Annotated in this window: 12 protein-coding genes; 10 read left to right on the top strand and 2 right to left on the bottom strand. The window is 67.8% G+C overall.

Features of this window, described 5'->3' with window-relative positions:
• Positions 1–71 precede the first annotated feature (71 nt).
• Complete coding sequence (locus tag AC1DKQ_RS08610) at positions 72–2,405, bottom strand: MMPL family transporter (RefSeq protein WP_476918714.1); 2,334 nt, start codon at positions 2,403–2,405, stop codon at positions 72–74.
• Positions 2,406–2,659: 254 nt separating this feature from the next.
• Between AC1DKQ_RS08610 and AC1DKQ_RS08615 the strand changes: the two genes are divergently transcribed.
• The 8 genes from AC1DKQ_RS08615 to pabB all read left to right on the top strand — a co-directional run bounded on the left by AC1DKQ_RS08615 (position 2,660) and on the right by pabB (position 9,668).
• Complete coding sequence (locus AC1DKQ_RS08615) at positions 2,660–3,172, top strand: MarR family winged helix-turn-helix transcriptional regulator (protein WP_476918715.1); 513 nt, start codon at positions 2,660–2,662, stop codon at positions 3,170–3,172.
• Positions 3,173–3,499: 327 nt separating this feature from the next.
• Positions 3,500–4,315: a methyltransferase domain-containing protein gene (locus tag AC1DKQ_RS08620; protein ID WP_476885473.1), complete on the top strand. Its 816-nt coding sequence runs from the start codon at positions 3,500–3,502 to the stop codon at positions 4,313–4,315.
• A 130-nt stretch (positions 4,316–4,445) separates the two neighbouring features.
• Positions 4,446–4,898 carry a hypothetical protein gene (locus AC1DKQ_RS08625; protein WP_476918716.1) on the top strand — a complete coding sequence of 151 codons (453 nt, stop codon included), beginning with the start codon at positions 4,446–4,448 and terminating at the stop codon, positions 4,896–4,898.
• Positions 4,899–5,068: 170 nt separating this feature from the next.
• Entirely contained in the window at positions 5,069–5,620 is a 552-nt protein-coding gene (locus AC1DKQ_RS08630) for a dihydrofolate reductase family protein (protein ID WP_476918717.1), read from the top strand.
• A 62-nt stretch (positions 5,621–5,682) separates the two neighbouring features.
• Positions 5,683–6,306, top strand: coding sequence for a LysE family transporter (locus AC1DKQ_RS08635; protein ID WP_476918718.1), 624 nt, complete (start codon positions 5,683–5,685; stop codon positions 6,304–6,306).
• A 117-nt stretch (positions 6,307–6,423) separates the two neighbouring features.
• Positions 6,424–6,981, top strand: coding sequence for an NUDIX hydrolase (locus tag AC1DKQ_RS08640; RefSeq protein WP_476918719.1), 558 nt, complete (start codon positions 6,424–6,426; stop codon positions 6,979–6,981).
• A gap of 75 nt (positions 6,982–7,056) precedes the next feature.
• Positions 7,057–7,617, top strand: a complete 561-nt coding sequence (locus AC1DKQ_RS08645; protein ID WP_476918720.1) for a low molecular weight protein-tyrosine-phosphatase — start codon at positions 7,057–7,059, stop codon at positions 7,615–7,617.
• Positions 7,614–9,668, top strand: coding sequence for an aminodeoxychorismate synthase component I (pabB, locus tag AC1DKQ_RS08650; protein ID WP_476918721.1), 2,055 nt, complete (start codon positions 7,614–7,616; stop codon positions 9,666–9,668). The genes AC1DKQ_RS08645 and pabB overlap by 4 nt, the downstream gene beginning before the upstream one ends.
• Before the next feature lie 46 nt (positions 9,669–9,714).
• Here pabB and cls read toward each other — a convergent pair whose 3' ends face one another.
• The gene (gene cls, locus AC1DKQ_RS08655) at positions 9,715–11,190 is read right to left on the bottom strand and encodes a cardiolipin synthase (RefSeq protein WP_476918722.1); all 1,476 of its coding nucleotides are present in this window, start codon (positions 11,188–11,190) and stop codon (positions 9,715–9,717) included.
• 93 nt (positions 11,191–11,283) lie between these two features.
• On the opposite strand from cls, the gene AC1DKQ_RS08660 reads away from it, so the two are divergent.
• Entirely contained in the window at positions 11,284–12,246 is a 963-nt protein-coding gene (locus AC1DKQ_RS08660) for an aminodeoxychorismate lyase (protein ID WP_476918723.1), read from the top strand.
• Positions 12,247–12,786: 540 nt separating this feature from the next.
• The gene (locus AC1DKQ_RS08665; RefSeq protein ID WP_476918724.1) at positions 12,787–13,023 is read left to right on the top strand and encodes a hypothetical protein; all 237 of its coding nucleotides are present in this window, start codon (positions 12,787–12,789) and stop codon (positions 13,021–13,023) included.
• The last annotated feature ends 17 nt before the right edge of the window (positions 13,024–13,040 follow it).

The raw sequence follows: 13,040 nt of genomic DNA on the forward strand, positions 1-13,040 counted from the left end.
AGCAGCCGCCGCCACCGTCGCCTGGTGGGGGGACCAGGGACGGTGACGGCGGCTGCGGCATTCGGGTCCGCCTAGGGGACTTCGGCCTCCTCATTTTCCGCCAGCCGGGCGGCCGCCGGCTGGGACGACCCGTCGTCGCGGGCCGCGGCATCGTTCCCGGACCGGCCGAGCCCGCCGGGCCACCAGATCCGCGGGCCGAGGTCGTAGGCCAGCGCGGGCACCAGGAGAGAGCGGACCAGCACCGTGTCCAGCAAAACGCCGAACGCGACGATGAAGGCGAGCTGGACCAGGAACATGATCGGGATGACGCCCAGGGCCGCGAAGGTGGCCGCGAGGACCACCCCGGCAGAGGTGATGACCCCGCCGGTCACGCCGAGGCCGCGCAGGATGCCGGGCCGGGTGCCGTGCTTGAGGGATTCCTCCCGGACCCGGCTCATCAGGAAGATGTTGTAGTCAACGCCCAGTGCCACGAGGAAGACGAAGCCGAACAGGGGCACCGTTGCATCCGCCCCCGGGAAGCCGAAGACGTTATTGAACACGAAGGCTGAGACGCCCATCGCCGCTGCGTAGGACAGGACCACGGAGGCGACCAGCAGGACCGGCGCGAGCACCGAGCGCAGCAGCAGCATGAGGATCACGAGGATGACCGCGAGGACCACCGGGATGATGGTGACGAGGTCACGCTGGGCGGTGGTGTTCGTGTCCAGGGCCGTGGCGGTCACGCCGCCGACCAGGGCGCCGCCGTCGATTTTCTTGAGTTCCTGACGCAGGTCTCCCACGACGTTTTCGGCCTCGGTGGAATCCGCCGCGAAGTTCAGCGTGGCGTTGATCAGGACCTTGCCGTCCCTGACCGCAGGGGCAGTGGGAGCTGCCGGGTTGGCCGGGGCGCCGGTCATGATGGGGACGCCGCCATCGGCCAGCAGGTAGGCATCCCCGACGCCGTTGCTCGCCTTGGCCCGATCCAGCACCTCTTGGGCCTTTGCCTGGTCGGCCACGATCACTGCGGGGCTGCCGGACCCGGCGTCGAAGTGCCGGCCCAGGGCATCTTGTCCGTCGACAGCATTGGAGGCGGTGAGGATGACGTCTGTCTGCGCGACGCCACTGGCTTTGAGCTGCAGGATGCCGCTACCGGCAACAAGGAGCAGCAGGACCGAGGCAACCCAGACGGTGCGCGGCCGGCGGGCAACCAGCGAACCGGCGGCCCGCCAGAGTCCCTTCTGGCCTTCCAGCCCGGTGACCAGTTCGGCTTCCCGCCGGGTTTCGGGCAGCAGCTTAGGCCGGAACGGCCAGAACGCCGCCCTGCCCAGCAGCGCCATCAGGGCCGGGAGCAGGGTCAGGGCCGCGAGGAGCGCGCAGAGGATGCCCGCCGCCGCTACCGGGCCGAGGGCTTTGTTGGAGTTGAGGTCGGAGAAGAGCAGGCAGAGCAGAGCGATGATCACGGTGGCGCCGGAGGCCAGGATGGGCTCCCAGGCGGCCTTCCATGCGGTGATGGCGGCGGCCGTCCGGTCGGTGGTGTGGGTCAGGGCCTCGCGGAACCGAGCCACATACAGGAGGGCGTAGTCGGTGGCCGCGCCGATCACCAGGATGGACAGGATGCCCTGGCTTTGGCCGTTCAGCTGGATCCAGCCGGCCTTCGCCATGCCGAACACCAGCAGGATCGCGGCGCACAGCGCGAACACGGACGTGAACAGCACCATGACGGGCAGCGGCAGGGAGCGGTAGACGACCAGCAGGATCAGGAACACGGCGCCAAGGGCTACGAGCAGCAGGATGCCGTCAATGCCGGCAAAGGCACTCACCAGGTCCGCCGTAAGGCCGGCCGGCCCGGTCACGAAGGTCCGCATTCCTGCCGGCGCGGACGCCTGGACCGCGTTCCGCAGTTCCCTGACTACCGTTTTCACTTCCGCCGAGGAATCGATAGGCACCACGAACTGGACTGCCTTGGCGTCCTCGGACGGGATGGGGCCGATCACCGTGCTGCCGGCCTGCAGGGCCTCCAGCCTGTCCTTGAGTGCCGCGGCCTCGCGGAGCTGGGCAGGGGTGAAGGCGGAGTCGCCCTCCACCACAATTACCGCGGGGATCTCCTTGGAGTCCCGGAACCTGGCCTGCCAGTCCGCAGCCTCGGTGGCCTCGGCACCGGCGGGAAGGAATGATGCCTGATCGTTTGATGACACCTCACTCAGGCGGCCGAATGTCGGGCCACCGACGCCGGCGATCGCCAGCCAGGCCACGACGAGCACGGCGGGAACCAGCCAACGCAGCCAGAATGGGACGCGCGTCGTTGGGTTTATGCCCCGCTTTCGGTTTTCTGCGCCGCTTTCGGACGATCGCGCCGCTGATCCGGGGCGCGGTGGCCCGATTTCGCCGCGGATTTCCGAAAGTGGTGGGCGCGTGGGGTCTTGCATGTGTCCTTCCGGGGGTACTCTGCCGCGGGACCGACATTCAGCTCCATAGTAGACTATCTCTATCGTGGAGATAACCATTGGGGCGTAGCCGGAGGAAAATGGTGGGAAGTCCCTCGCCGTCCGCCGCAGAATCTTCCGGGCTGCAGTAAACACGCACTAAACTCACCAAGTGGCCGTGAACGACGCCGGCCGGCCGGGACCAGACCGCCGCGGCCACTTACAGGAACGCCGCATCAAGGAAAGGGAGATCCGCTGTGTCAGCCGAAGCCCCGGGAACCCCCGCAGCGGCCGGCCCGCCGCCCCTCGTCCGGCTCCTCCAGGAATTCACCCTCGAAGCCAACCGCTATGTGGACTCCGCCGGCGGCCGCAACGACATGCACCGCACGGATCTCAACGCCCTTGCCGTCATCATGCGGCACACGGCACGCGACCAGATCGTCACCCCGGGAGTGCTCCGGAAAGAGCTGAGCCTCAGCTCCCCTGCCACCACCGCACTGATCGACCGGCTCCACAGTTCCGGCCACGTGGTCCGCGAGCGCGAGGGCGCGGACCGTCGCCAGGTGCAGCTGCGCATGACCCCCAAGGCCTACCGCGACGGCAGCGCCATGTTCCTCCCGCTGGCCCGCCACATGGGCGCGGCGATGGAAAGCTTCACGCCGGAGGAACTGGCGATTGTCACCCGGTTCATGAACTCAATGATCGATGCCACCGTCCGGGCCGGCGAGGAAGCCGCCCGCGGCCCCGTAGCGGAGCACCGCCCCGGCTGACGCGCAGCGGCGCCGTCACAGGCGCGCAGCAGCCTGCGGCTGGCCAAGAGGCGCCGCCTCCGGCTGCTTAAGCGTTCGGCGGCACATCCGGGCGCACAGCGTTCGGTGCCACCTCCGGGTGCGTGCTCCGGCGGAAGCGCCTGCCGACGCCGACGGCGGCCGCAGTCATTGCTGCTGTTGTTTTTCACTCCTCCATTCATCCGCAGAATCTTCGGCGCCGGAAGCGGCAAAGCTGACGGCCAGCCGCAAAATACTGCCTACCGACGGAGCCCCGACGCTGTTGGGCGGATCTGCACTTTTCCGTCCGCGGGAGGGTAGCGTTCCACCATGAGTGCGCAGCAGCCTGACGACGTGTACACACACGGCCACCACGAGTCGGTGGTCCGTGCCCATGCCGCCCGCACGGCGGAGAACTCGGCAGCGTTCGTGATCCCGTATCTCACGCCCGGGGCGAACGTCCTCGACGTCGGGTGCGGGCCGGGCAGCATCACGTGCGACTTCGCGGAACTGGTGGCACCGGGCAGGGTCACGGGCCTGGACCGCTCTGCCGACATCATCGCCCAGGCCGCGGGCCTCGCCGTCGAGCGCGGCGTGGACAACGTCGACTTTGCCGCCGGCAACATCTATGACCTCGACTTCCCGGACGAGTCGTTCGACGTCGTCCACGCCCATCAGGTCCTCCAGCACCTCACGGACCCGGTCGCGGCCCTGCGGGAGATGCGCCGGGCGGCCAAGGCCGGCGGGATCGTGGCGGTGCGCGACGCCGATTTCCACGGCATGAGCTGGTACCCGGCCATCCCCGAGCTCGACGACTGGATGGAGTTGTACCAGCGGATCGCCCGCCGCAACGGCGCCGAGCCCGACGCCGGACGCCGGCTCGTGTCCTGGGCGCAGGCCGCCGGGTTCACGGACGTGGCGCCGTCCAGCAGCAACTGGCTCTACGCCACCGGGCATGAGCGGCGCTGGCAGGCCCGGGTGTGGGGCGAGCGGGTGCTGCATTCATCCTTTGCCGACCAGGCGCTCGAGTACGGCTTTGCCAGCGAGGCGGACCTGGCCCGGATTTCCGCGGGCTGGCACCGGTGGGGCTCCACCGACGACGGCTGGTTCCTGATTCCCAACGGCGAGGTCATCGCCCGGGCCTGAGCGGCCGCCACTGGTGTCACAGCACGGGCACAGCCTGCCGAAAGTGCAGCCATAACTGGGCGGCTGAGGCTGGGTCCAAGCCGAAAACTCGGCCGGTCCGGCATCCGGGCCTCAGCAAAGGAGTTCCACTATGGCAAAGATCAACAAAACCACCGCGGGCATCATGCTCGCTGCGGTGATCGGCGGCGGCGCCATCGGCGCATCGGCCATCCCCGCGATGGCAGCTGATTCCACCAGCGGCTCGTCCTCGACCCAGGCCACCGATGGCTACGGCACCGGCGGCCAGCGCGGGCCACACCAGGCCAACGGGAAGACGGAGCAGGTCCTCACTGGCGACGCCGCGACGAAGGTCGAGACGGCGGTGAAGGCCGCCCAGCCGAACGCGACGATCGAGCGGATGGAGACCGACGCCGACGGCGCCACCTACGAAGCCCACATCACGAAGGCGGACGGCACCCGCGCGACCGTCCTGCTGGATGCGAACTTCACCGTGACCGCAACCGAGGAAGGCCAGGGCGGACCCGGCGGAGGCCACGGCGGCCCGGACGGCACTGCCACGGATGGCTACACGTCCAACGGCTAGCCCTTAGCGGGTCTTGGGCGCGCCCCGGCACGTCCAAGGCTCGCCGTCCTAGCGGCACAGTCATCCTCCGGGGCGGCCGCCAACGAGTTTTCGCCAGCCATTCCCTGCTTCCGGGTCAGCGGATAGGGTGCACTGGAGACCTCACTAGAGACCCCCGTAAGGAGAACCCCATGCGCAAATTGACGGCCGGCCTTTTCTGCTCTGTGGACGGCGTGGTTGAAGACCCGTTCCTGTGGCAATTCGACAGCTTCGACGAAGAGCTGGGTGGCGGGATGGGCGAAATGATGGGACGGATCGACACCGCGCTCCTGGGCCGCGTCGGGTACCAGCAGTGGGCACAGTACTGGCCCAACGCCGAAAGCGATGCCGACTTCGCGGGGTTCATCAATCCGCTGCCGAAGTTTGTCGCGTCCCGGACCCTGACCGGGGAGCTGGAGTGGCAGAATTCGCGCCTGATCGAAGGCCCGCTGGAGGACTTCGTTGCCGGCCTGAAAGACAGCGACGGCGGCGAAATAGGCGTCTTCAGCAGCATCTCCCTGGTCCACCAACTGCTGTTCGCCGGACTGCTCGACACCCTGATGCTGATTGTCCATCCCGTGATCGCGGGCAGCGGGCGGCGGCTGTTCAACGACGGTGATCCCCTCACCCGGCTGGAGCTGCAGTCGTCCCAGCAGACGAGCAAAGGCAACATGATTCTCAGCTACGGCCTGCGCCGCGGCTGACTCCCGTGGGTTATCCCGGCGGCCCGCCAGGTTGGCCACGGCCGGGACCGTAAACTTGGCTGGTGCAACCCTCCCTTTGGCTGGCCCTGGCCGGCGCCGGCGTCCTGATCAGCTTCACTCCCGGCGCGGGCGCCATCAACACCATGAGCAACTCCCTGAACTCCGGATTCCGCCGTTCCCTCTGGGGCATCCTGGGCCAGCAGGCTGCCCTCGTGGTGCACATCCTGATCGTGGCCCTCGGCGTCGGGGTGCTCGTGGCGAGCTCGCCGATCGCCTTCAACGTGATCCGCTACGCCGGCGCCGCCTACCTGGTCTACCTGGGCATCCGGCAGTTCCTGCACAAGCCGGACCTGGACCAGGAGAAGGCCGCGGCCCTGCGCAACGAACCGGGCCTCTCCATGTTCCGCCGCGGCCTCTGGGTCAATCTGCTCAACCCGAAAGCCGTGGTCTTCTTCCTGGCCTTCATGCCCCAGTTCATCCGGCCGGAGCAGCCGCTGCTGCCGCAATACATGGTCCTGGCCGCCACGGTGATCGTGATCGACGTCCTGGTCATGTGGTTCTTCTTCGCGGCAGCGGCCCGGTCCTTCCAGCGCTTCACCCGCGATGCCGGCGGACAGAAGGTCCTGAACCGGACCTTCGGCGGGCTCTTTGTCGGCGTCGGCATCCTGCTGGCCGCGATCCACTAGGCGCCGCCCCCGGCCGCAGACCAGCCCGGCCGGCACCAACGGGGCCGTCGCTAGCCTGATTCTCGATTCCGAACCTGATTCAGAACCGGAGGGAATAGCCTTGGGGCAGGAGGAGCCATGACCGTTCGGAGCGCCGGCATTCTGCTGTACCGGCTGAGGAGTACATCCCGGCCCAGCAACGCGCTGCCCCAACCCGGCGCCGCGCCGCAGCTGGAGGTCTGGATAGCCCATATGGGCGGGCCGTTCTGGGCCCGCAAGGAGGCCCAGGGCTGGTCCATCCCCAAGGGTGAATACCCGGCCGACGAGGACCCCCTGGCGGCTGCGCACCGCGAATTCGCTGAGGAAATCGGCACCCCGGCACCTGCCGCCGACTACCACCGGCTCGGCGATTTCCGCCAGCCCTCCGGCAAGATCATTACGGTCTTCACGGCCGAGTCCGACTTTCAGCCCGAACAAATCGTGAGCAACACCTTCAGCCTGGAGTGGCCGCGAGGATCCGGCACGATCAGCAGTTTCCCCGAGATCGACCGCGCCGAATGGACCGCCGAGCCCGAAGCCCGGTCCAGGCTGGTGAAGGGCCAGCTGCCAGTCCTCGACGCGCTGGTCCGGCGCCTCGGGCTGGGACCGGCCGCACGCGACTCGCCTGCCGACGGAAACAGGCATGACAAAAACTGAATATCTATTGACATTTTTTGTAACACTTTGCGGGGGCCAGCTAGCCAAGAGGACCCGGATCGTTCATGCTTAGCTATGACCTCACTGTCGAGCCAGTACCGGATCATCGCGGTCTGCACCGGAAACATCTGCCGGTCCCCGATGGCCGAACTCATGCTGGCGGAGGCATTCCGGGCCGAGCACCTCAGCGGGGCCGTGGTCGATTCCGCCGGGACCACAGCGTATGAGGCCGGCCGGCCCATCGATCCCCGGGCCGCGCGCAAACTCACAGCCCACAACATCGCATCGGACCGCCACGTGGCGCGTGAATGGCAGCCCGAATGGTTCGCCAGCCGGGAGCTGATCCTGGCCCTCGACGTCGACCACTACGGCTGGCTCCGGCAGGCAGCGCCGGACCGGGAATCCTTGGCCAAGATCCGCATGCTCCGCAGCTTCGACCCCGCGGTGGCGGACAAGGACCCGCTGGAGCAGGGGATCGAGGACCCGTGGTACGGCGGCCACACCGATTTCGACACCACCTGGAACCTCATCCGGGCCTCAGTTCCGGGGATTGTGCAGCACGTGCGCACCGAGCTTCTGCGGCAGGACGGGCAACGCCACGGCAGCGAAGGCCAGCGGGTACGCTCTATTTCATGAGCCCCGCACCCGTCATCATCGCAATCGACGGACGGTCCGGCTCCGGCAAGACCACCCTGGCCATCGAATTGGCGGCGCGGCTCAGGGAACACCGCAAAGTCTCACTCTTCCACCTCGAGGAAATCTATCCCGGTTGGAATGGGCTCGCCGCCGGGATTGAACGCTACGTCACCACCGTGCTTTCGCCCCTGCGGCGCGGGGAAAGCGCGGAGTGGGTCAGCTGGGACTGGGAGCGGCACTACGACGGCGAGGCCCGCACGACACACCCTGCCGAAATCGTCTTGGTGGAGGGCGTCGGCGCCGCAGCAGCAGCAGCACTCCCCTGGCTGGACGCCGTGATCTGGGCGGACTCCTCCGACGCCGACCGCCGGGCCAGGGCGCTGGCCCGGGACGGCGACACCTACGAACCTTTTTGGGACCAGTGGGCTGCACAGGAAGCGGAGTGGCTGGCGGCCGACGACGTCCCTGCCCGCGCCGATGTGCAAGTACTCAACCGCGCGGACGGCACCGCACCCGACGACGTCCTGCAGGCCCTCCAGTACATCCCGGCAGTGGCCCCCGCCCTGCTGCCCGAACTCGCCGCCCGGCTTGGCCTGCAGTTGCTGGCAGAACGGATCGACGCCCGACCCGAGGCCGAGCAGCTGTTTGCGGCGCTTTTCGGCGGTTCAACCAACTCCGTGTGGCTCGACTCCTCCCTCGACCCGGCAGGCCTCGCCCCGGAGGCCGCGGAGCGCAGCCGTTTCAGCATCTTGGCCGACGACGGCGGCCGCTTCGGCCAGGCCGTCCAGCACAGTTCTGGACGGACCCGCGTCAGTACAGGCCAGGCCGCTGTGACCACCGACGGCCCGTTCTTCCGCTGGCTCGACGGCGTGTGGGGGCGCCGGGCGCTCCAGGCACCCGAGGCCTACCCCTGCGAATTCACCCTGGGCTGGCTCGGGTACCTCGGCTATGAGCTCAAACGCGAATCCGGCGGCAACGACGTGGCCGCCGCAACCCCTGACGCCTGCCTGCTCTTCGCCGGCCGCGCCGTGGTCCTTGACCATGCCGAGGGCACCACCTGGCTGCTGACCCTGGACGCACCCGATGCCGGGGACTGGCTCGAGGCGGCCCGCGCGGCCGTCGCCGCGGCCGCCTCGGCGCCCGGGACCGCGCTTCTGGGCAACGCTCCCGGGCAACCGAGCGCCCCGCACTTCACTGCCCGGGACACGGAAGCCGGCTACAAGGCCAAGGTCACCGAGGCCCAGCGGGAGATTGCGGAAGGCAACACGTACGAGGTCTGCCTGACCACGGCACTCACCGCCAACTCGCCCGCTGGCCCCCAGGGCTTGGACCCTTGGCCGACCTACCTGGACCTGCGGCGCCGCAACCCGGCCCCCTTCGCCAGCTTTCTGCGCTTCGGCGAACTCGCCGTAGCGAGCACGTCTCCGGAGCGCTTCCTGCAGATTGCCGCGGACGGCGGGATGCGGGCCGAACCGATCAAGGGCACGCGCCGCCGGGATGCGAAACCGGACGCGGACGCTGCGCTGCGGCAGGAACTGGAGTCCTCGGCCAAGGACCGCGCGGAAAACATCATGATCGTGGACCTGCTGCGCAATGACCTCAGCCATTTCGCCGTGCCGGGGTCGGTAGCCGTCAGCCGGCTGTGTGCGATCGAGAGCTACGCCACCGTGCACCAGATGGTGAGCACCATCGATGCCCGTCTGCGGCCCGGACTGCCGCGGGCCGAGGCGGTGGCCGCATGCTTCCCCGCAGGCTCGATGACCGGCGCCCCGAAGGTCAGCACCATGGCCATCCTGGAGCGGCTGGAGGCCGCGCCGCGGGGCGTGTACTCCGGGGCAATCGGCTACTTCTCCCTGAACGGGGCCGCCGACCTTTCGGTGGCGATCCGGACCCTCGTGATGAGAGCGCTGGACGACGGCACGGCGGACCTGAGCCTCGGCGTCGGCGGCGCCGTCACCGCCGACTCGTCCCCGCAGGAGGAGTACGAGGAAGTCCGGACCAAGGCGTTCGGCGTCCTCTCGGCGCTGGGCGCCCAGTTCCCCAGCGCCTGAGTTCCGCAGGCTGACGTTCCCGGCGGCCGTCCCGCCAGCGGCAGCGCTACTGCAGGGTTGCGCTCAGCCTTGCCACATTGTCCACGTATTTGACCTGCATGGGCCGTTTCATCCAGTCATCGAGCAGCAGCTCGTGCGAGATGGTGCGGTAAGTGTCCTCCACGGCGCGGATCCGCTGCACGATGTCCTCACCGAGGAGCATGACGGATACCTCGAGGTTCAGCGAGAAGGAGCGCATGTCCATGTTGCTGGAGCCCAGCACGGCAACCTCGTCGTCGATGGTGAAGTGCTTGGCGTGCAGCACGAACGGCGCCTTGTACAGGTAAATCCGCACCCCGGCCTCGAGCAGGGCCTGGTAGTACGACTGCTGCGCGTGGTGGACCAGGAACTGGTCGCCCTTTTCCGAGACGAAGAGTTCCACCTCGACGCCGCGCTGCGCCGCCGTGGTCACCGCATAGAGCAGGGAGTCGTCCGGGACGAAGTAAGGGCTGCAGAGCGAGACCTTGTGCTGCGCCGAGTAAATCAAGGTGTTGAAGAGCCTCAGGTTGTTCTCGGTAATGAATCCCGGGCCGCTGGGGACCACCTGCGCCGTGATGTTTCCGGGGTGGGACTCCGGCTCGTGTTCGAGCTGCTCTTCCAGGGATTCGTCGGTTTCGCTCAGCCAGTCGGTCGCGAAAACCACATTCAGGGTGGTGACAATCGGCCCGCGCATGCAGGCCATGAGCTCCACCCATTCGCGGCCCACCTTGCGGTGCTTGGGATTGTTGTACGACGGCTCGATCAGGTTCTGGGATCCGGTGAACGCGATTTCGCCGTCGATCACCATGATCTTGCGGTGATTGCGGAGGTCCGGCCGGCGCCACTGGCCGTGCACCGGACTTAGCGGCAGCATGGGCCGCCAACGGATCTTGCTGGCGTTGAGCCTTGCCTTCAGCCGGCGGTAGCCCTTAATCCGGAGCGTGCCGAGGTGGTCGAACAGGACGCGGACCTCGACGCCGCGCTCCGCCGCCTCCTCCAGTGCGGTGAGCAGATCGTCCGTGACGTGGTCCGAGCTCATGATGTAGAACTCGGCATTGACGAAGGAGTTGGCGCCGCGGACCGCCGCGGCCATCGCCTTCATGGAATCGGGGTAGCCGGGCAGCAGCTCCACGCTGTTGCCATCCACCATGGGCAGCGATCCCAGCGTCCTGTTCAGTTCAGCGGCGGACGCCACCCATTCGGGACCGGCGTAGCGGCTTTCGACAGCCTGCAGGTCCGAGGTTCCGGCCCGGATGCGGGTATTGACCGCATCCTGCTGGGCGCGGCGGCGGCGGGAGAGCCGGAAGTTGCCAAACAGCAGGAACAAGGCCAGGCCCAGGACGGGCAAAATGAAGATGCCCAGCAGCCACGCCATTGCCGTGGTGGGCCGCCGGTTTCCGGGGATGATGCCCAGGGCCAGCACCCGGATGGCGAAGTCGATCACGGTCAGGATCATGATTGCCCAGGACGGTAAAGTTTCCGCCAGCGGAAATGGCCACAGCACAGGCGAACCCCTCAAAGTACAAGCCCGCGGAACAGTTCCGGAACGGGCAACCAGCAAATCCTATCCCGGGACCACCGAGACTAAGCTGTAGCCATGACCACTCCTGCCCCCGTTCCTGCACCCGCGACCGTGCTGGTCTTCCTGGACCCGGCGTTCGAAGGCGGCCGGGTTGCCGACGCGACGCAGCCGCAATTGATGGCCACGGACCTTGGCGCCACTCGTGGCGATGGCGTTTTTGAATCGCTGCTGGCGGTCGGCGGCAGGCCCCGCAAAATCCAGGCACACCTGACCCGGCTGGCCGGTTCGGCCCGACTCCTGGAGCTGGACATCCCGGCAGAGGACGCCTGGCGGCGCGCGGTGGACACGGCCATCGGCGAGTTCCGGCGCCAAGATCCTGCCATGCCGGCAGCGGGCGGCACGGACGAGGTTGTAGTGAAACTGCTCGTCACCCGTGGGCCGGAGGGCGCCGCCGCCCCCACGTGCTGGGTCCAGGCCTCCCCACCCGCGGCCGCGGGCCGACGGCAGCGCGAGACCGGAATCGACGTCATGCTGCTGGACCGTGGCTATGACAGCGAAGTCGGCGAGCGCGCGCCCTGGCTGCTGCTCGGCGCCAAAACCCTCTCCTACGCCGTGAACATGGCAGCGCTGCGCTACGCCCACCGGCACGGCGCCGACGACGTCATCTTCACGTCCGCAGACGGCCGGGTCCTGGAGGGACCGACGTCGACCGTTCTGCTGGCCCACCTGGAAACCGCGGACGACGGCGCCGGCGGCCTCCGCACCATCCGGCGGCTCATCACGCCCCAGCTGGACAGCGGCATCCTGCCGGGCACCTCACAGGGTGCCCTGTTCACCGCCGCCAAAGCTGCCGGCTGGGAGCTGGGCTACGGCCCGTTGGAGCCGAAGGACCTGCTGGACGCCGACGCGGTCTGGCTGATCTCCAGCATCCGTCTCCTGGCCCCGGTGAACCACATCGACGGCCAGGAAATCGGCACCCCGGAACTACGTCGCCAGCTCACGGCCGAACTCAGCGCCTTGTTCTCCACGATCGAATAGCAACACGGGGTCACTTACGGCCCATCCCGCTGCCCCGGACGGGCCGTAAGTGACCCCGCGTTGGTTTTTTGGTTTAGCAGGGCGCGCAGCATGAAGGCCTGAAGACCCTGTCCGCCACAGTGGCTAGGTGGGACGATCCATCCATGAGCGTGAGCCAGGAACCTTCCGCGCAGAACAGAGCGCGCGGCGCGGCAGCCAAGAGTTTTCCGGAGACACCGGCACCGACCACCCGGCAGTTGAGGACTTTTGATCAGCAGCGCCGGGCAGCTGAATTGAAAATCGAGCAAGTCCTGCAGGGGCCCCGGCATAGACGCGAACCGCACGGCGGGGCGCGGGGGCCCTCGCCGTTCTGTCGTTAGGGCACATGGTTGACGGGCCGGCTCCCGGAGGAGCTGACCCCGCAACAGCCGGCGGTGCGGGATCCTGCTTGGCCCAAAGCTGTCCGGAACCGCGGAAGTGGCCCTGGGCCACATGCCGCACGGCTGCCGCAGGTTTCGGCAGAAGTCAGGGAATCGCCCTAGCGTTATGAACGGCAGTCCAATGGATCAGGCAACCCTTGTTGGCATCACATTCGGCTATGTTGTTACCCTCGTCACCGTTTTCATATTGTGTTTGCCCCTTATTTTCGGATTAGTGCTGCTCATGCTCCTGGCAGGTACCGTGCGGCTGATCCTCTTCCTGGCGACGGCACTGACCGTTGGGCTGATCGGCTTGTTCAGGAGCCAGGCCGGCAGCCCGCGCCGGCCTGGACATGGGTCCCATCTCATCACGCACTGACCGGACCATGGTCGGGG

Source organism: Arthrobacter sp. 05L421, assembly GCF_056397785.1.